20 protein-coding genes, 2 other RNA genes and 2 pseudogenes are annotated in these 19,539 nt (G+C 33.5%); 9 read left to right on the top strand and 15 right to left on the bottom strand.

Annotated elements, in window-relative coordinates; genetic code table 11:
- The first annotated feature begins 35 nt into the window (after positions 1-35).
- Entirely contained in the window at positions 36-1,550 is a 1,515-nt protein-coding gene (locus OOK87_RS00650) for a secretion system protein (RefSeq protein ID WP_253309243.1), read from the top strand.
- 7 nt (positions 1,551-1,557) lie between these two features.
- On the opposite strand, the gene OOK87_RS00645 is transcribed toward OOK87_RS00650, so the two are convergent.
- From OOK87_RS00645 to OOK87_RS00630, 4 genes and pseudogenes are all read right to left on the bottom strand, one after another.
- Positions 1,558-2,493, bottom strand: coding sequence for an outer membrane protein (locus OOK87_RS00645; RefSeq protein ID WP_253309242.1), 936 nt, complete (start codon positions 2,491-2,493; stop codon positions 1,558-1,560).
- 66 nt (positions 2,494-2,559) lie between these two features.
- The gene (gene mtaB, locus OOK87_RS00640; protein ID WP_253309241.1) at positions 2,560-3,795 is read right to left on the bottom strand and encodes a tRNA (N(6)-L-threonylcarbamoyladenosine(37)-C(2))-methylthiotransferase MtaB; all 1,236 of its coding nucleotides are present in this window, start codon (positions 3,793-3,795) and stop codon (positions 2,560-2,562) included.
- Between the two features lie 206 nt (positions 3,796-4,001).
- Positions 4,002-4,225 (bottom strand): annotated as a pseudogene (locus OOK87_RS00635) (transposase); the annotation flags it as partial.
- Positions 4,226-4,366: 141 nt separating this feature from the next.
- A complete protein-coding gene (locus OOK87_RS00630) occupies positions 4,367-5,038 on the bottom strand; it encodes a P44/Msp2 family outer membrane protein (protein ID WP_264687756.1) in 672 nt (223 codons plus the stop codon).
- Positions 5,039-5,479: 441 nt separating this feature from the next.
- Here OOK87_RS00630 and OOK87_RS00625 point away from each other — a divergent pair, with 441 nt between their 5' ends.
- On the top strand, positions 5,480-5,644 hold the full coding sequence (locus tag OOK87_RS00625; protein WP_264687755.1) for a hypothetical protein: 165 nt from the start codon (positions 5,480-5,482) through the stop codon (positions 5,642-5,644).
- A gap of 265 nt (positions 5,645-5,909) precedes the next feature.
- On the opposite strand, the gene OOK87_RS00620 is transcribed toward OOK87_RS00625, so the two are convergent.
- The 3 genes from OOK87_RS00620 to ffs all read right to left on the bottom strand — a co-directional run bounded on the left by OOK87_RS00620 (position 5,910) and on the right by ffs (position 7,841).
- Positions 5,910-6,224 carry a YbaB/EbfC family nucleoid-associated protein gene (locus OOK87_RS00620; protein ID WP_319803105.1) on the bottom strand — a complete coding sequence of 105 codons (315 nt, stop codon included), beginning with the start codon at positions 6,222-6,224 and terminating at the stop codon, positions 5,910-5,912.
- Positions 6,225-6,245: 21 nt separating this feature from the next.
- Positions 6,246-7,730, bottom strand: a complete 1,485-nt coding sequence (gene dnaX, locus OOK87_RS00615) for a DNA polymerase III subunit gamma/tau (protein WP_264687753.1) — start codon at positions 7,728-7,730, stop codon at positions 6,246-6,248.
- 19 nt (positions 7,731-7,749) lie between these two features.
- Positions 7,750-7,841: signal recognition particle sRNA small type (gene ffs / locus OOK87_RS00610), an RNA gene on the bottom strand.
- Positions 7,842-8,062: 221 nt separating this feature from the next.
- Here ffs and OOK87_RS00605 point away from each other — a divergent pair.
- Positions 8,063-8,716: a glutathione S-transferase family protein gene (locus OOK87_RS00605; protein ID WP_064125276.1), complete on the top strand. Its 654-nt coding sequence runs from the start codon at positions 8,063-8,065 to the stop codon at positions 8,714-8,716.
- Between the two features lies 1 nt (position 8,717).
- Here the strand turns inward: OOK87_RS00605 and OOK87_RS00600 are convergent, their stop codons facing one another.
- A complete protein-coding gene (locus OOK87_RS00600; RefSeq protein WP_253309236.1) occupies positions 8,718-9,365 on the bottom strand; it encodes an O-methyltransferase in 648 nt (215 codons plus the stop codon).
- Between the two features lie 258 nt (positions 9,366-9,623).
- Between OOK87_RS00600 and OOK87_RS00595 the strand changes: the two genes are divergently transcribed.
- Positions 9,624-9,902, top strand: a complete 279-nt coding sequence (locus OOK87_RS00595) for a DUF2671 domain-containing protein (protein ID WP_253309235.1) — start codon at positions 9,624-9,626, stop codon at positions 9,900-9,902.
- 29 nt (positions 9,903-9,931) lie between these two features.
- On the opposite strand, the gene OOK87_RS00590 is transcribed toward OOK87_RS00595, so the two are convergent.
- The 3 genes from OOK87_RS00590 to ssrS all read right to left on the bottom strand — a co-directional run bounded on the left by OOK87_RS00590 (position 9,932) and on the right by ssrS (position 11,326).
- Positions 9,932-10,630, bottom strand: a complete 699-nt coding sequence (locus tag OOK87_RS00590) for a DsbA family protein (protein ID WP_253309234.1) — start codon at positions 10,628-10,630, stop codon at positions 9,932-9,934.
- 53 nt (positions 10,631-10,683) lie between these two features.
- Positions 10,684-11,145 carry a type II toxin-antitoxin system RatA family toxin gene (locus tag OOK87_RS00585; protein ID WP_253309233.1) on the bottom strand — a complete coding sequence of 154 codons (462 nt, stop codon included), beginning with the start codon at positions 11,143-11,145 and terminating at the stop codon, positions 10,684-10,686.
- Between the two features lie 19 nt (positions 11,146-11,164).
- Positions 11,165-11,326, bottom strand: a non-coding RNA gene (ssrS, locus tag OOK87_RS00580) — 6S RNA.
- Between the two features lie 109 nt (positions 11,327-11,435).
- On the opposite strand from ssrS, the gene OOK87_RS00575 reads away from it, so the two are divergent.
- On the top strand, positions 11,436-12,026 hold the full coding sequence (locus OOK87_RS00575) for an MlaC/ttg2D family ABC transporter substrate-binding protein (protein WP_264687751.1): 591 nt from the start codon (positions 11,436-11,438) through the stop codon (positions 12,024-12,026).
- The gene (locus tag OOK87_RS00570) at positions 12,023-13,312 is read left to right on the top strand and encodes a bifunctional folylpolyglutamate synthase/dihydrofolate synthase (RefSeq protein WP_253309231.1); all 1,290 of its coding nucleotides are present in this window, start codon (positions 12,023-12,025) and stop codon (positions 13,310-13,312) included. The genes OOK87_RS00575 and OOK87_RS00570 overlap by 4 nt, the downstream gene beginning before the upstream one ends.
- Here OOK87_RS00570 and OOK87_RS00565 read toward each other — a convergent pair.
- From OOK87_RS00565 to ndk, 3 genes and pseudogenes are all read right to left on the bottom strand, one after another.
- Positions 13,309-13,800: a hypothetical protein gene (locus OOK87_RS00565; protein WP_264687750.1), complete on the bottom strand. Its 492-nt coding sequence runs from the start codon at positions 13,798-13,800 to the stop codon at positions 13,309-13,311. The genes OOK87_RS00570 and OOK87_RS00565 overlap by 4 nt on opposite strands.
- Before the next feature lie 325 nt (positions 13,801-14,125).
- A pseudogene (locus OOK87_RS07380) lies at positions 14,126-14,275 on the bottom strand (DnaJ domain-containing protein); the annotation flags it as partial.
- Between the two features lie 781 nt (positions 14,276-15,056).
- Positions 15,057-15,476 carry a nucleoside-diphosphate kinase gene (gene ndk / locus OOK87_RS00555; protein ID WP_253309229.1) on the bottom strand — a complete coding sequence of 140 codons (420 nt, stop codon included), beginning with the start codon at positions 15,474-15,476 and terminating at the stop codon, positions 15,057-15,059.
- A gap of 113 nt (positions 15,477-15,589) precedes the next feature.
- Between ndk and OOK87_RS00550 the strand changes: the two genes are divergently transcribed.
- The 3 genes from OOK87_RS00550 to OOK87_RS00540 all read left to right on the top strand — a co-directional run bounded on the left by OOK87_RS00550 (position 15,590) and on the right by OOK87_RS00540 (position 18,298).
- A complete protein-coding gene (locus tag OOK87_RS00550; RefSeq protein WP_264687749.1) occupies positions 15,590-16,450 on the top strand; it encodes a hypothetical protein in 861 nt (286 codons plus the stop codon).
- Positions 16,451-17,398: a ferrochelatase gene (hemH, locus tag OOK87_RS00545; RefSeq protein ID WP_264687748.1), complete on the top strand. Its 948-nt coding sequence runs from the start codon at positions 16,451-16,453 to the stop codon at positions 17,396-17,398.
- 78 nt (positions 17,399-17,476) lie between these two features.
- Complete coding sequence (locus tag OOK87_RS00540) at positions 17,477-18,298, top strand: hypothetical protein (RefSeq protein WP_253309226.1); 822 nt, start codon at positions 17,477-17,479, stop codon at positions 18,296-18,298.
- A 3-nt stretch (positions 18,299-18,301) separates the two neighbouring features.
- Here OOK87_RS00540 and gshA read toward each other — a convergent pair whose 3' ends face one another.
- Positions 18,302-19,462 carry a glutamate--cysteine ligase gene (gene gshA / locus OOK87_RS00535; RefSeq protein WP_253309225.1) on the bottom strand — a complete coding sequence of 387 codons (1,161 nt, stop codon included), beginning with the start codon at positions 19,460-19,462 and terminating at the stop codon, positions 18,302-18,304.
- Between the last annotated feature and the right edge of the window lie 77 nt (positions 19,463-19,539).

Raw genomic sequence — 19,539 nt, 5'->3', positions numbered from 1 at the left:
AGAAATCTATTAGTATAGATCTATATGCTGTTCTAATGGCTATTTTTAAATGCTTAATACTCCTCTTCATTATTTCTTGCACACACCTGCCTACTAAGCAACATCTCACTAATATAGGCAACGAAGATCATCATGATATAGGTGAGCACGATTATTCGTTGCAGCAATACAACACCTCTTTGGAGATTAATGAACCGGCAATACCAGAAATTATGCCTTTACCAATAGAGTTTCCCGATCTCACAATCAGTAATCAGCTTATTTCTATTAATGTTAGTGAAGAAGTATCAGTAAAAGATTTGCTGATTGAGATAGGAAAACTTTCTGACGTTAACTTGGATATAGACCCAAAAATATCAGGTAATATTATTTTAAAGCTAAAAGATAAGAATATAAATGAAGTAATTCAGAGTATAGCAAATAGCGCCAAATTGCGTTACTCAACAAGCAATGGTGTAATTAGAATTGAGCAGGACTTGCCATACGCGCAAAATTATTACGCAGACTTCATTAATATTCAACATTCTGCTCAAAGCAGTTTCGTCATTAGTAACAATATTACTAACAGTGATGGAAGTCACACTGATAGGGACTATAACAATGTTATGAAGTCTCAATACAGTAGTGACTTATGGAATTCATTAGAAAAAGGCTTGAATGCAATAATGGATGTTAACGGGGTGGATGATGGCGAATTCCTTTCATCCAACAGAGAAGCTGGTGTTATTATTTTGAATGCTAGAAAAGATATCCATAAAGCTGTTGAAGAATATATTAATAAGGTTAAGAAATTAGCGTCTTCTCAAGTAATGATAGAGGCAAAAATAGTTGAAGTTGTGTTAGATGACAAATATCTTTCTGGTATAAACTTAAATGACTTACGCGATGGAACTAAGTCTATAATAAATCAAGATAACTCCATTATTAACCTAGCAATGAACTTTGGTGCGAGTGATCTAGGAGATTTAGTAAGAAATTTAGACAAATTTGGCACTTCAACTGTAATTTCAAGCCCCAGAGTACATGCTATAAATAATCAGCAAGCGATGATTTCATTTACTAAAAACCATATTTATTTTACTTCCGACATACAAAAAGATACTAGAAATTCTAATCAGACCTTAATTACCAAGATGAATAGTGTTCCAATAGGTGTTGTGCTAATAATCCACCCAAGCATTAACATTGATACTAGTGAAATATTCATGGATATACATCCAACTTTATCAAGAATTAACGGCTACATTAAAGATCCAGATATAGAGTACATCGCACAGCAGAGTAAAATGAAATTAAATAGCGACATTCCAATTGTTGAAATCAGAGAAATGAACTCTATGTTAAAAATTAAGAGCGGTGAAATTATGGTAATCGGCGGGCTTATAGAACATAGGGAAGATAAGCAAAGCTTTAAAGCTACATTACATCAGAAGTCAAAAAGGCTAGCGAATAACATTAGAACAGTAGAAACTGTCATTTTTTTAAAAGCAACAATCGTACCAACATTTGGTTTGTTAGATAGAAAAGATAAGAATTTATATATATATTAAATCACTACTAAAAATTAAATATCAAACCAACTTCAATATTATGAGTGGATATGTCATCTGCAACAGGTATCGGAACGCTAAAGTAACGATAGCCGAGAAAGGTTTTGACTTCTGGGATTATTGAATAGTTAATACCAAGCTTTATTTGATAAGCAAACCAAGGAACATTAAGTGGCATTGAACTTTGGGGTGATCCATTAATTCTTTTTAATCTAAAAACTGTTGGTCCTATACCAAGGCCGATGTATGGAGCAAATTGCGTATCCTGAAAGCTGGGATTATAATATAAGTTTAACAAAAACGCAAATATACTTGCTGATTTATCAAATACCAGAGGAGAATTACTATTTTCAATATTGGCTCTAGAATACATGGCTTCAAAATCAACTCGGCCATTTTCTCCAGCATAGTAACCTAAAGATATGCTGTTAACCCATTGGAAATCAATTTTACCATTAAATTCTTTTATGCTTTTAATTTCATTTGCCACTATATTTTTTATCATAAAACCATAATGACTTTCAACTAAAGTTAGGACTCTCTCCCCTATTGCCTTTATACCCTTTACAAATGTTTCTGAATTATCATGGTATACCTTACCACCGTTAGCACTAACATAAAAATCAAGTTTTTTTGATTTTTCTTTTGTAGGCTGCTCATTATCAGCTTGATCTGCAATACGTGACCACATATTTTTCTGATCAGCTACTTGGAGAATAGAAGGTTGTTCAGTAGGACTACTTTCAAGTTCTTGATATTTTAAATCATTTATTAGTATTTTTTTCTCAGTAACCTCTTCAGAATGCATTACATCTTCATTATTGTCCGTTTCTAGTTTTAAGAGTTGTACTTGCTCAATGTGTGTATTACTAATATAAGTAATAAAAAAATAGACACATGGAATGAAAATCAAAAATAAAGTAATAGATATTTTAGTTATCACAAATGAACCCATAATTATCATTTATAGTATAACTACTATATCATATATTTCTTTAATGTACAAAAATTAAGAAAGAATATTTCCAATTAGATAATTATTTTCCACTCCTTTAACATTAACTTTCACAATACTCTTGGCTTGAGCTTTTGATTCAAGCTTTACTAATGCAAAATTTTCTGTTCTACCGACATTATTTTGCTCAACCAGAACACTTTGTTCAGTGCCTATCAAAGATTGATAAAAGCTACTCATCATTTCTCTATTCATTTCTCTTAAATTTTTTACTCGTTCTTTACGCACATTCTCTGGTACTTGTGGCATTCGTGCAGCAGGTGTATTCTTCCGCTCTGAATATGGAAAAGCATGTAGGTAAACTATATTTGTTTTTTTCAGTAAATCAACTGTATCCTGAAACATTTCATCAGTTTCTGTTGGAAATCCAGCAATAATATCAGCGCCAAATGCTATATTAGGCCTCAAGCTCTTCATTTTATGACAAAATTCTATTACTTGTTCTCTGTTGTGACGACGCTTCATTCTCTTTAGTATTAAATTATTACCAGATTGTAGACTCAAATGTAAATGAGGCATAAGTCTTGACTCATTAGCTATTAAATCCATTAATTCGTCGTCAACTTCAGCAACATCGATAGAGGAAAGTCTTAGCCTCTTCAACTCTGGTATATCTTTTAAAACTCTCCTAATCATTGAACCAAGTGATGGCTTGGCAAACAAATCTGTACCAAAGTCAGTAATATCAACACCTGTAAACACTACTTCTTGATATCCATTTTCTACAAAGATCCTAATTTGCTCTATAATACTGTTTATTGGCACAGATTGATTATTCCCTCTTGCCTCAGTAATTGAGCAAAATGTGCAGCTATGATTACAACCATTTTGAATTTCAATAAATGCCCTTGATTTATCTTCAAATCCATTAATTAGAACAGGTTCTGATTTGTTTACTTGGTTATCACTGACTAAGATTTTATCGTCATTTAGTAAGTAATTTTCAGCTTTTAGCTTATCTTGATTACCGAGCACTTTACTTACACCAGGAATGCTACTGTAAACTTCTGGATCCAACTGAACAGCACAACCAACTACGATAATTTCTTTACTTGGGTCGTTTTTATAGATCTTACGTATTTTTTGCTTTACTTGGCGTTCTGCTTCGTTTGTCACTGCACAGCTATGTACCACAACAACATTTTTTCTTTCTGCTTTTTTTAATGCTTCTTTGATTAACTCACTCTCGTAAAAATTTAGACGACAACCAAATGTTATCACTTCATTCATGCTAGTATTTTTTAGACCTTACAATTTAAATTATATCACACATCCAAGCAAAGTCTCTTGCATGACCATTGTTTTAGTAGATAAATGCTATGCAAGCAGCAGACACTGGGATGGCTTTGTTGCATAGCAACGTAAGTTTTTTCCAGAGTAAATAATTTTATGCGACTATTTCAAATTTAGGCATACCAATTACGTTGCAAATATCATTTTATAAACCCGACTGTTTGTCTCAAACCTATTCTGAACAGATGGGTTATTATATGTATCAAAATTACCACTTTGTTGCTGTAAATATTGTTGCCACCCTGCATTTTGGCCCAATTTCATACCAATTTTCTATGGCTTCGTTGATATCATGAAAAATATTTCCTCTTTTTTCTAGAAACTTGTTATATTCGTTTTGGTTACTGACTCTCATTTTTTGTGGCATATTTATCCTTAAATCGTCATTTTATAATGAATTTAGTCAGTAATCACTAGTTTTTCTGAACGCTATGCAACAAAGCCACCCCAGTGTCATGCTACTTGAATGACAAGAAAAAACCCACTGGGATAACAAGATTGAGATAGACTAGAAATTAAACGCTACTCCAGCTTCTGCACCAACAGTGCTGTAAAGAACTTTGAGTTCCCCTTTGCCGTCTTTGTCAGCTTTATCAAAGTTAGCACCATAAGAACCGAAATAGCGAGCTCCAGCGTAAAGTTTGACTTCTGGAGTTACATCGTAACTAACACCAGCTCTTGCTTGACCAGCAAAAGCAAATTTACCATTTTGACTACTCACAGCAGTTGCCAAAGGTGTGCTAATATACGCTGCACCAACACCAACACCAACATATGGAGTGATAGGCATGTCTTCAATCGCTACATCGTAATAAACGTTAACTAATCCTGAAATTGCTGTTAAGCTTTCTGCAACTGTATTACCTACTACATCTGCATCTTTATTCAACCATGAGTAAAGTCCTTCAACGTCAACCCTGATGTCGTCCATTTTATAACCAAACGCACCACTGCCAGCTATAAAAGATGCTTTTAAGGGACTATTATTGTCTTTGCCTGATTTATGTGCAATACCATCAACTTTTGTGAAAAGAGGTAAAATTTCACCGTTGTATTGCAAACGAACGTAGTAGCTAGTTTCTTCATCACTTATTGGACCAACAGGATCTGAGAAAGCAGAGTTTGATAAACTTAGCAACGTTGCTAAAGCGGCTGCTGAAAAAAACTTTTTATAATGCATAATTGTCCTCGTAAAAAAAAATTAAAATTCCACTTTAGCAGTCTAAGTAACAACTAAAGTTAAGTCAAGTGCTAACTTAATAACACAAAATATTCTACATTTTAACTAATTTTTAGGAGAAGACAAAGATTTTATTAATGAATAAATAGAGTTACACGACTTTTGATTTTTTGGTATAGCTAACATAGGTAAGATTTACTATCGAAAGACCTCGTCATTCCGCTGCTTGTTAGCGGATGAGATACCGTGACGGTATGACGTAGGACTGCTGTCATTCCGCCACGTGTTAGCGGGATCTAGAGATACCGTGACGGTATGACGTAGGACTTGCTGTCATTCCGCTACGTGTTAGCGGCTGAGATACCGCGAATGAATCGCGGTATGACGGTTAATTATTCCGCGCGGGATGACAAGAAAGGAGCAGCAGGATGACGCCTCACCATGTCATTCCAGTGCTTGACACTGGAATCTAGTCCTTATTATGCAGCCTACTTGACACGTTCATTAAAGTTAAGTTTCCTGGATCCAAGTAGTCAGGGCACTGGAATGACAGGGGAAGGTACTAGCCTGACAACCGTCATCCCGCTACGTGTTAGCGGGATCTAGAGATACCGTGACGGTATGACGTAGGACTGCTGTCATTCCGCCACGTGTTAGCGGCTGAGATACCGCGAATGAATCGCGGTATGACGGTTCGTGGCAGCAGACGATAACCTCATCATCCCGCTACATGTTAGCGGATGAGATACCGCGAATGAACCGCGGTATGACGTAGGGCTGTGATAGCTATAGGTGCATTATATGAAGAAGTACTGGCGTTAGAAATATTAAAAAAGAAATACTTACACTAAAAGAAACTTCAGTAGTAAATTCAAAAAGGAAGTTTAAACCCAGGTGGTAAACCCATCATACCTGCAAGATCAGAAGTTGCATTTGCCATATCTTCTTCTGCTTTTTTAACGGCATCATTAAACGCTGCTGTTACTAAATCCTCTACTATACCTTTTTCCTCATTTCTCATAAGTTCTAAGTCTATGTCCACCTTTTTAGCTTTATAGCTAACTATTTTTATGACTTCCACTAATACAGAAACTTTGCCACCACCAGAAATACCTTGAAACTCTTTCCCAACATATTTTTCTTGAGCTTCTGCAAGCTTTTTTTGCATCTCTTGCGCTTGTTTCATTATTTGACTAAAATCCACAACTTACTCCTTATTTTCTATATTAACTACTTTTGCACCTTTAAATGTATCAAGTATATCCTTAACTGCAGGTGCATAATTTAAATTACTCACTTCCCTATTTATATAACCCGTATCAACTGTAATAACCCACTCCTGCTGAGTCACCTGGTTTAAGTAATTTTTTAAATCATTGCAAAAATTACTATCCAACTTAGATACAGCTTTTAATTTTAAATATCCAGGTTTACAATCTATTAATTGTAGATTATTACACAGTTGTTTGTAAAGATAAATTTGGTTACTCCGCCTTAATAGTTGCAAAACTTTGTCAAAATCATAATTTTGTTGCTGTTCATTTCCTATACTATGCGTATTTCCCTGCTGTGCATTCTGCGAAAGAATTTTTTTGACCACTTGTTCCGGAGAAGGCAGATCAGAAAGATAACAGAGGCTAATTAACATCATTTCAGCAGCAACATCGTTGCATGTTGAAGTTTTTATATCTTGAATACCTTTAAGCAACACCTTCCACAATCTCGAAAAAAATATTAAAGACTTCTTTATACTTAAATCTTTTATCCTGTTCTTTTCATACTCTGTAACTGCATTATCAATTTCTTTTGTAATCAAAAAACGGCATACTAACTGAATTGTTTGCAATAGACCTTCAAAAATACTAAGTGGGTTTGCTGTTTTTATCGCCTTGTCAAACACTGATAGAGCTTTCTGTAAATCACCTTCTAATATTGCTTCTAATAGATCGAATATAATATCTTTATCCACTAGGCCAAGTATGTCTATCACATTTTTAGTGGATATTGCACCATCTTTGCTATATAGCACTGCTTGATTCATCAAAAACAAGGCGTTACGCATTGAATTTCCAGAATGTCGTGCAATTAACTCTAATGCCCCCTTTTCAATGGAATAACTCTCTTTTTGTGCAACATCATTTAAACGTTCTACTATTTTAGCTACAGGAATGTTGTGTAAATCAAATCTTTGACAACGTGCAATAATAGTTATTGGTATCTTTTTTATTTCTGTAGTTGCTAAAATGAATTTTACACTAGAGGGTGGCTCTTCTAGGGTTTTAAGTAATGCGTTAAATGCACTGCTGGATAACATGTGTACTTCATCTATAATGTAGACTTTGAATTTAGAGCTTATAGGTGAATAGCAAATATCTCCCAGGATTACTTTAACATCGTCAATGCTAGTGTGACTTGCTGCATCAATTTCAATCACATCTGGATGGCTTGAATTTTTTATTGCTAGACAATTTTCACATGATCCGCAAGGTTCAAAAATTGGCCCCAGGGAACAATTCAAACATAAAGCTATTATCCTTGCAGTGGTGGTTTTACCAACTCCACTACTACCAGAGAGCAGTATAGACTGTGGGATTTTGTTTAAAATAAAAGCATTTTCTAATACACGCACTAATATATCTTGACCTACTAGATCTTTAAAGCTACTAGGACGATGTTTTAATGCTATATTCATAGCCTCTGATAAAACAAATAAGAAATAGGTATGCAACCCAAAAAGGTTCTGATATGGCTGCTTCATTTCTGATCTGACCAAATTACAGAGTTTTTGCCTGCATACCTTATAAAATATTATACTTTTTTTTTTATTTAGCAAGGTATATCCTATATTAGTCTTATAATTTATATGTTAGACCTTTTGCAACATTACTTTGGAGTAAACAACTGTTACCTAAAATACTCTTCTCTTGTCATTCCAACTTGGATCCAGAGAAAAAAGATGTGGATTTCAGTGTCACACACTGGAATAACAACCTATAGGTACTGGGATAACAAAAGAGGAATATTATGATTTTATATCATTTTCCTCTTTGTCCATTTTCACGAAAAGTTAGAACTTTTCTAAAAGAAAAAAAATTAGGCTGCGATCTAGTGTATGAAAATCCGTGGGAAAAACGGAATGAATTTATGGAGATCAATCCAACTGGGCAAGTACCAGTATTAATAGATAATAACTTTGTAATAGCGGATAGTAATGCCATTTGTGAATATATAGAAGAGACTTACAATAGCGACGTCAAATTACTTGGTTCATCCACTATTATTAAGTCTAAAATACGCGCTCTAATCAATTGGTTCGACAACAAATTTTACAATGAAGTTACTAAGTATATTATGAATGAAAAAGTAATTACTAACCGCAGCCCTGACTCTAGATTTCTTCATGCAGCTCAGCATAACCTGCCTTGCCATATGGAATACATCGAACACTTAATTAACAAGAACGTTTGGCTTGCAACTGATAAGTTCACTTTGGCTGATATTGCTTTAGCATCGCATATTTCCGTAATGGATTATGTAAGTAGTTTTCCATGGGAAAAAAGTAAAATTTTAAAAGAATGGTACTCCATTGTTAAATCAAAGCCTTGTTTTCGTGAGATATTATTAGAGAGAGTTTCCGGTTTAACCCCTCCTAAACATTACGCTGACCTTGATTTTTAACTTATGTTAGCTTTAAAGCTACAGTCATTCCTTCATCAGTTGGAATCAATATAGAGAAATATTTCTTTTCATCTGATAATCTATTATTAAACTCCCTCATAGCATGCCATGATTTTTCTGATACTTCTTTTGGAGGCGATTCTAAAAATACTGTATTAAATAATAGAGTGTTATCTGCAACGATTAGCCCATCTTGTTTAATGTATGACTCTGCCCAATCTAAATACTTAGGATAACTACTTTTGTCAGCATCGATGAATATCATGTCAAATGGTGCCTTTGCTGATAATTCATTAATTTTTTCCAGTGCATCACCTTCTATTAGAGTAATTTTATCACTTAGATTAAAAGCACTAAAATTTTTTTTTGCTATTCTTGAGTGTTGAGGATTATTTTCTATTGTATATATATGACCGTCTTTCAGTAGAGCTTTTGCCATGCAAATCGACGAATAACCGTATAACGTGCCAATCTCAACAATACTTTTGATTTTATGGATTTTTATAAATAAACTTAATAGCTTTCCTTCTTCAGGGCCAATCTGAATATGTTGCTTTTTTTCAAGAATACAATATTCTTCTATTTTTTTATATTCTTTTGCAAATAGATTTCTTATATATGATAATTTTATACTAAAATTATTACGCATTACGTTTTATATTATAAATTAGGGAAGCTTAATTCATACACAGTTTATAAATATAATAATATAGTTTAAAATAATAAAAACATTTATTTTAAGTTATTATTTCATAGTATAAAATTTTAAGTGACAAAAATTATTATATATCGTACTATGGTTAACTAGTATAATAAACAATCGATTATTATACTAGAATTAAAGGGATTGTTTATGCGCATTTCTCTTTTTAAAATATAATTTTTATAATCAATTAGAGGGGGTTATATGTCTTATACTATTGCTAGTGAAGTTGAAACGTTAAACAAAAAATCTAACAAGAATGAAGGGGTTATGTTACTACATAATCCAGCTTATCGTGAAAAGTATAAAGAACGTTTTAATGAAGCTCAGAGAAAAGTTATGGATATGGTTCAGTTTTATGATGGGACAATAGTATTAATAGAGAATAAAATCGCTATGTATTACTACACTTGGCACAGTAAAAAAAGAGAGTTTGAGCGTAAAAAACAACAAACAGTAGTGAAAAACAATGACTCAGCATAGAGTCTTTTATATGGTAAGCTACAGTGGTATTACTTCACTATAGCTTTTCCATATAATTTATCTATCACATCAGTAAGATATTTCAGCTCTTTATACCCTTCATGTTTAACTTTATTATGCTCTATATATGACTTACCATCATCGTTAAGCTTGATGAAAAATATTGGAGTGGCTGTGATACCAAGTTTATTGATTGCCAGTGATTTATCATTTACGATTTTATCCATAATTTTCTTATCATTAATGCATTGGTTAAATGCATCTTGCTTTAAGTTGCTTAGTGCAGCAATTCTTTGTAGTAAAGTCAAATCACTTAAATTGTAGTAATTCCACGAATCTATTGAGTTAAAAACAGCTTTGTTAAAATTAAAGTAGTCTTCTTGTTTTTCGTAGCAATGACTTAGCATTGCAGCCTTTAGCCCTCTGTAATCCAAAGGAAAATGACGAAATATATATAACATCTTACCTGTGTCTATATATTTCTCTTTAATTTTAGGAAAAACATTCTTATGAAAAAGAGAGCAGTGATAGCAAGTTAATGAAGCATATTCTATCATTAGAATTGGTGCTTTTGGATCTCCTAATAATTTATCATCAGGTAATAGTGATAGTAACTCCTTTGATGTTATTTCATTAGTTTCTTTTTGAATATGTTGGTTACTGGATTTAACAACTGCATAAGAATTAACACTCATAAGAATTAGTAAAAACAATAGTCTGAAAATCATTACAATACAAACACTTAACTTACTAAAAAAATTACATATTTATATTAATAATGTCAAGATAACTTTTGTTTAGCAAGGCTTTCAGCCCTATCTTTAAATGCAGCAATTATTTTACTCTGTGTATATTTATATACTGAGTTTAATAAAGTGGAAAATGAGTTGGACTTAAACTTAAACTCTATATAAAACTTTACCATAGTTTTATTTTCATCTATGGGAATGAATTGCCATTCATTGTATAGATGTTTAAATATTCCATTTGATGATACAGCTTTTATCCAACCTTCATTTGTTCCACTTGGAGAAAGAAAGGTTACTTCTGATGTGTACTTTCCTTTAATTCCATGAAAAACTGCGAGAAGATCCACAACCATTTGGTTGTCAATTTTTTCTTTTATATAAACGGCTTTGCACCAAGGAACAAAATCAGGATACCTTTCAACATCAATTACAATTTGGAATACTTCATTAGGCGAACATAGGAAGGTACCTTGTTCTCTGCATTGATGAAGCATAAATTTAGTACCAATCAAAAAAGGATCCGTATCTACCGTCAGCCTTAGTAGATTCCTGAGACCTGAAGTTAAGGTGGGCATCGCATATTAGTTTCAACGAAACCAGCAGAGGCAATTCCCTTCTCTAGAAATTATCGCTCGGGAAATTTAACTTAACTCATAACGCATAGCACAGACCCTTACTTGAATTATAGATGATTTACACAGGGCATGTCTATAGGTATATTAAAGTCAGCGATTATTATTTAATCTTTATTAAATTTTGCATTTTAAGTATTATAGTTTATCTTATGAACATTACTAAAGTTTTAATCATTATTGTTTTTATTGCAATTTCTTCAAGAGCTTACACTAGTTGTACAGATCACAAAATTTTTGTGCATACTATGAAGCAACAAGTGGATGGTATATCTACAAAAGGAAATAGAAAAAACCTAGGGCATGTACACGAAAAGCTTCAGGAGGTCATTCAGAATAATGTTAACCTCAAAGGAATATCGCAATTCGTTATAGGAAAACATTGGGCTTTAGTTAAACAAAAAGAAAAAGAAGATTTTTTAAGAGAGTATGAAGTGTATCTTACGCGTTTGTGCGTTAAAATTTTATATAAATACATGCATGATAGTGAAATGATCATAATGAGTACAAAAGCAGTTGAAGATGAAACTTGCTTAATTGGTACAAGATTTTCTTACGGTGATGAAGAATTTACAAATATTGATTTTAAAGTTACTAAAAATAACAGTTCTTTCTTGATAAGTGATGTTGTAATGAGTGGAATAAGTATTGCTATTAATCAACGTTCTCAATTTAGTGAAAAAATCGACACGCATGGCATAGCAAGCGTTATAGCTGAATTAAAATGCAATAACAATCCATGATATATATGCCTCATTGGCCTAAACCGCTTGGTAGTAGACCAAAGGATTTTTCTCTTGATCGCATAAAAAGCTTTCTAAATAAATTGGACAATCCTGAGAAAAAAATGCCTCCCGTAATTTATATAGCTGGGACTAACGGGAAAGGCTCAACACTAGCATTTATAAGATATATAATGCAAGCAGCAGGGTATAAGGTCCATGCATACACTTCTCCACATTTGGTGAATTTTAATGAAAGAATAGTTATTGCAGGCAGTTATATCGACGATAATGAATTATATAGCTTATTAGAAGAATGCCGTGCCGTGATTGCAGAACAACCTATCACTCTGTTTGAAGCTGCAACTATTGCAGCTTTTTTAGCTTTTTCTCGTCATAAAGCCGATATTACTTTAGTTGAAGTAGGTATGGGCGGAAGACTTGATGCAACAAATGTTATAGATAGTCCGATTTTAACAATAATTACTTCCATTGCCCTTGATCATACAGAATATCTTGGCCCTACTGTAGAAATTATAGCAGGTGAAAAGGCTGGAATAATGAAACCTAATGTTCCTTGCGTAATAGCACCACAAGAAAAGTCTGTGATGAGTACACTAGAATTCCATGCAATAAATAAGAAATCTCCTCTATATAGAGGAGGTCTTGAATGGAATTGCAAAAAAAAGAACAACAAAATGGTTTTCCAATCAGCTATTCAATCAATAGAATTTCCTTTGCCATCTCTGAAGGGTGAACACCAAATAATCAATGCAGGAAACGCCATTGCAGCATGTAGTATTTTAAGTGGAAAATATGGATTTGATATTGGAGAAGAGGATATCACTTCAGGTTTACAGCGTACCTACTGGCCTGCACGACTAGAGCTAATAAAAGAGGGTAATTTAATTTCCCTACTACCGAAAGATTGGCAATTATTTTTAGATGGTGCGCACAATAATGACGGTGCTAGAGTGCTATCTCAGTGGGTAAAAGATAATTTTGCTGAAGGTATCTATATAATTTTTGGTGTTACTCGTAACAGAAATGTGGCAGAGTTCTTAGAGCACTTAAAGCCATATATCAAGCTACTATGTGCGGTTTGTGTTAAGTCTGAACCTAAAGCAACAAATACAAATTTGATTAGGGAAAAAGCCAATAACATAGGAATAAAAGCAGTTGAATGTGAATCAATTGGCGATGCAATATCAAATCACATATTAAAAGCCTCTATCCAAAACATCAAAACCATACTAATCTGTGGCTCATTGTTCCTAGCTAGAGACTTCGCTATGGAGAATAACTAACTTTGATGATATGTGAGCATTAACTGACCGATGGGGAAATAACTTTGATTGCTCATAGTACTGCTTGGTTGTTCGTCATCAACTTCTACAAGTGGACCATCACCTTTAAATTGCTCCTCAATTGAATTTATAGTCGTCTTTTTGAGAATATAATTACTTGCAGCATTGAAAACAGGTGAAGTAACAATTAAAAGCTTGAATGGTAATGAAAGTAATAAGCCGGATAACATCATAGAGTTAGTTATACCAAAGCCGTTGGCAACTAAATCTAATCCCACACCGAAAAACATTAAAGATGTACAGATTATGTTGCTCAAAATAAATGAATTTTTTAGCCACTTTAATTTAGTCCTATCACTCTTTGAAAAATTTTCGCATTCTTGGTCAAAGTAAAACAATAATAAAATATTAGTCTGATTATTAAACTCTTTTCCATTTCTAGTATAAATGCTCTTGATAGCTGAACTCAAAATAAATCCTGCTAACAAGGGAGCAAGAAAACCTACTGCTATTGGTACATTACAAGAAATACCATTAATGATTAAAAATGCAATTGATGTGAAGAATACCTAAAAGACTTCCTAAGAGATGTGAATAAGAAGAATATTTTGAATAAGCAGTTACATTATTGTTAATTGACTGCTGCTTATTATAGAGTTTATTTCTGTGCTTATCATCTAAGTATTTTTGCAATTCTTCATAACTGCGACTCCACAACTTACCGCGTAATTCTTTTATTAAATTATTTCTTTTATTGAGACCTTTCTCCAACGGCTCTATTATAAATTCTTCAAAAAATGGCTTATTTAATGCAATAACCTTAAATTTCTCCTCCGCTTCTTTATTGTTTGGGTTTTTATCTGGGTGATATTTTAACGATAATTTACGATATTGTTCACTAAACTTTTTATTAATATTCTCAATGCCAGAATTTACCACATCCTTCTTCTGAATACCAAACATTAAAAACAACCGCTTAAAAGCGTGATACTCATTTTTATTCAAAATCTTTCTAGCCATATTACACCTACAAATTAACTAACTATTAATGTTCTATAATATACATATTTCCAAACTATGTCAATTATTTCATAAATATCTCTGGTAAAAATTATTTCTGTTATGACTAGCATGATAAGTGTATGAAGCGACTAAAATTGTCATTACAGCGCTTAGTGTACGACAGTGCTCCAACATTTAGGGTTGCAGTTTACTTGTAAGCAAGCAAACTGAGTTGGTGAGTATAAAAGTATAGCTTCTACGTCATAACGCCGCGGTATCTCAGCCGCTAACAAGTAGCGGGATGACGGTTGTCGTTTAGCTATAAATATTTAAGAAATTTACCAAACGAAAAAAAAGGCAAAGAAATCCCGTGGTAATTAGTGTTCACTCCCTAATCCTGCAAATTGGCGTACTATACTGTCTTAAACGACTTATAAGCGCGTTTCAGCTTATATAGGCAAAAACCTAGAAATGTTGTGAAGACATAGGATGCACATAGTGCAAAAAATTAAAAATAAGACGCCAACTACGTTGTTTTTTTGCTGTTTAATCTGCACAGATGAAGATAACTGAATACCTTCAGTACCATGATAAGAGGGCTGGCGGAGTTTGTCAAGGAATTTTTTCGTTTCTATGTTGTCAGCTACTTGGATTTGCCACCTGTTAATTACAACGTTCGTACAGATGTATGCTTGACATAGGATCCAGAAAATTTAGTTATATATAGGAAAATCTGATTTGACTACACCAACTCACGTTCAGCAAAAAAGAAAGCTATCTCCTTACGAGCATTTTCTAGACTATCCGAGCCGTGAACTCTATTTTCACTAATGTCATCAGCAAAATCACCCCTGATTGTACCTTTATCTGCCTGCTTTGGATCGGTAGCTCCCATGATTTGTCTGTATTTACTTACTGCATTTTCACCAACTAAAACTTGAACTATCACAGGACCAGAAGTCATAAACTCTACCAATTCCCCAAAAAAAGACCTATCTTTATGAATTTCATAAAACAGCTCTGCTTGTTTTTTTGTCAGTAACATCATTTTTTGTGCTATAATTTTGAGCCCAGAGCTTTCAATGTATGAATTTATCTTGCCTGTAATATTATTTTTTACTGCATCAGGTTTTAATATCGAAAGTGTTCTCTCAATTGCCATATTATCTCCTTATATAAAATAGTATATTTATAGATTTATTTTATTGTAAATTTTGATTTGATAAAAGCAGTTTTTTACTTATAGTTAAGAATAAACCATCAAGGGAAGATTGTATGCATACTTGTTGTAAAAAAACTAATGAAAAACCTGAATCTACTACCAAACAACTGGTTGAAACTGAATCTACTGCTAAAAAATTGGTCAATAACTTGAAATCGTCAATTTTTTGTGGAGCAAAAGGGTTTTTAACTTTTAATTTGGCTTTTTTAAGTTATTTAGAATATGGTATGTGTGACCATATTCTACAAAAGCAAGGAAAAAGTAATAATCAATACACGGAGCTAAAAAAAGGCGCTGCCTTTGCAATGAAAAGAAACACTATTCCATTTCTTGAAATGGCTATAATAGTGCCATTTGTTTGTTTTGCGCTGCCAGCTATGGTAGGTAGTATAAGTCTTATGCAGTGTGCGCTTATATGTGCTGCATTGATGGTTACAACATGCTTTTTTGTAAGAACTTTTCACGTGCGTGAGTGGTCACTAGAAAAATGGACCAAACATAGTACACAAGAAATAGATGGGCAATTTAAGAAAGATACTATAAAATTTCCTATCTTTGATCAAAATAGAAAGCATATTGAGTATAATTCGCCTAACTCAGGGCGACCACTGGATGAAACAAGTAGCACCTCTCTTTTCGTTAAAGTTTTACTTTTTCCCCTCAAGGTTCTTCTGAATGTCCTGCAAAGTTGTATAATGCTATCTTTAGCTGCTGTTGAACTTCTTGAAACGGTACCAAGTCTTTTTGTCGATACATTTTTCGATTGGAACTTCACATCCACCAAGAGTAACCTGAAGAGATCAGGCCACTTATTGTATGCCAGTGTAAGAAATTTAGTGCCTATAACTAAATTTGATGAGTGTGTAGCTAATTTTATAGGCACCCCAGAAGTAACTTGTTGTAGTAGTGCGTAGGTGAAAAAGGCAGTTATCTTATTTAATCTTGGCGGGCCTGATTCACTAAATGCGGTCCGTCCTTTTTTATTCAACCTTTTTTATGACAGGAGAATAATCAATCTACCGAATCCCTTTCGGTTTCTTTTAGCAAAGTTTATATCTGCGAAACGAGAAAATACTGCACGAAAAATATACGAGGAAATCGGAGGTAAATCGCCAATTCTGGAGAATACAAAAATGCAAGCTAATGCTTTAGAACTAAAATTAAATGAAGATAGAAACCATGTACACAAGGTATTCATTTGCATGCGCTATTGGCATCCATTTGCTGACGAAGTTGTTAAAAGTGTAAAACAGTTTGATCCTGATGAAGTAATTTTGCTGCCACTATACCCTCAATATTCAACTACCACAACTTTGTCATCCATCGAAAATTGGCAAAAAAATGCTAAAAAGCATGGCCTAAAATGCAATACAAAAATAATTCATCATTATTATGACAATGAAAACTTTATTGAGGCTCATACTAACTTGATAGCCAAGTACTACAAATTAGCCAGCAGGATTGGTAAGCCAAGAGTCCTATTTTCAGCTCATAGCTTGCCCCTTAGCGTTATTAAAAAAGGCGACCCTTACGCTTCACAGGTAGAAAGAAGCGCAGAGTTAATAGTAGAAAAGTTAGCTATCAATAACTTAGATTGGTCAATATGTTATCAGAGTAAGATTGGTCCTGTAAAATGGCTAGAGCCAAGCACTGAAAGTGAGCTATCACGTACAAAAGCTGATGGTGTACCTGTAGTTTTATCACCTATATCTTTTGTTTCTGAGCATTCAGAAACTCTAGTTGAACTTGATATAGAATATAAAGCAATTATCAAGGATGGATATTATTTTCGCGTACCAACTCTCAGTATTGATTCCTTGTTTATAAAATGCTTAGCCGATTTATGCATAAATCACCCTTAAAGTCCTGATTTATAGGGCTTTTCTTCAAGGCTTTTATGTGATAGAATAAAAGGGAGTTATTATTTTGTTAACTATTTCATGCCAAACAAGCTAAAAAAGAAATCTAACATACTCGCACAAAAGGTGCATGATATTTATGATCATGATTTCAGGAAGGTAATCTGCATCACAACAGGTTTAACAGCCCTATTGTGTAAGATTTCACTGCAATTTTGCTGCGAGTTCATTGACAATAATAGATCCAATATCTTTCTTATACGGAATGTTGCTCGACTAGTAAAGTTTCCGACATCTATTCTATATATTGCCCATTCTGCATTTACTCTACAGGATCTAATTAAGGATTACAGAAACCCTGAGAGTAAAAAAGAGCTGGCAAAAGTTGTGGGTAAATCGGCTAATCTTGCAAGCAGCATCATAGAAGCATTGATGATGTTGAAAGTCATCCATTTTTTTACTAGGGGTAATGGAGACGTAATAAGTCACATTCACTTAACATCAACGATCCTATTTCTGTTTATTTCAGAACCTATAAGCTACTATTATTCATGGAGAAAATACCTAGATAATAAGGATCCTGAAAAGTCTGCTAAGTGTAAGAAGGACCTTATTATCAGCACATTAACTTTGTCATTAGGTTTGTTAAACTTCATATTAAAAAGAATGGAGACTGCAACCATACCAATAAACTTAGGTAATGGTATAATCTATAATTTCAACTTAAGCGTAACAGTTAGCATAATATATAGTGCAGTATTTCTGGCAGTTCAGCTTGACAAATTGTTTCAACAACCTGTCAATGATGATCCTTCCACTGAACTTGATAATGCTGGCCATAACCATATTCAGCCCGGTAATGATGATAATGATCTGCCCGATGGCAACGCTGTGGGAATGTAAGGGTTAGAGGTGAAAAGATTTTATTTCTACTGCCAACGCTAGTACTGCTAATTTGCCAACAATACTCCAAAGTGACAGAATTTTACCTTCCACAACCTGGCTAACATCATGAAACTCACAGTCAGTGGCATTCAAGCTAGAATATACATCTTTCCTGCTATTACATCGGTATAAGTAACATGTTGGAGTATCTCCTATATAGTATATCAGCGGTTCTGCAGAACTGCTTTTAAATATGTCAATGGTTGGTACACCTTCTTGTATAATAACGCTATTGATTGCTATTCCTTCTTTTATCTTTTTCATTTTATGACGCTTTTTTTTATTGAGATTTAATATTTCCTCTCCACTTGTTGCTGTTATAATGCCCATCCCATATGTGCCATTGCTTGCTTTGATAAAAACGTAAGGTTGTGTTTTTATTTCATATTCCTCATACTTTTTTTGCACTAGAGATAATATTTGGTCAACTTTAGTCGCTACTGCTCCTAGTGATGAATCATCATTAAAGTCAACTCCATTACAGCTTTCTGTAAGCACAGAAATAAGCCATGGGTCCATTTTAAATTCGCTACAAAATTCGGACGCTAATTCTTGATAGATTTCAAAATACTTAAATTTCTGTCTGCTATGCCAACCGTATAGTGGGCTTGGTACTATATCTTGCTTTACGTCTTTTAGCGTGTCTGGAATGTGGCTCGTCATATCACGATTCAGTATAATAACATCAGGCACAAATCCTGAAGTTGTCTTTAGCAGAGAGTTTTCTTTCACGATAGTTTCATATGGTTCTATTAAATTATATGCTTCGTTGTGAAAGAGGCCAATTCTAGTTTCAAAACCTGCGAGCTGCAGTACTTTCTCTATAACAAATACGTTTTCTATATACATTTTATTTCGTGTGTAATTCTCCGGTATTATAAGAGTCTTTTTATATTGTTTTGTTTCAAAATAACTTTTTATTAGTTTTGCTGCTGTTGCTCTTGATGTCTCACTTAGATTGTTGAACCCTGCAGGAAATAAATTAGCGTCCACTGGGGCAATTTTGTAGCTGGAGTTTCTAAGATCTATAGAGCTATAAAATGGCAATGTAAGGCCGTTAAATTTTGCCTCAAACCAATTATTTATACTTTTTTCCAAATCTGGGTGAATTATGTTTTGCATCTACACTTTAAATGTTATAAGGAAGGTATTATATTATAAGCTATAATTAAACATATTTAGCAAATTTGACTAAAGAT

Source organism: Wolbachia endosymbiont (group A) of Sympetrum striolatum, from assembly GCF_947250715.1.
Lineage (GTDB): Bacteria > Pseudomonadota > Alphaproteobacteria > Rickettsiales > Anaplasmataceae > Wolbachia.
Note: the sequence above shows the minus strand (reverse complement) of the source record. Positions and strands in the feature narration are given on the sequence as shown.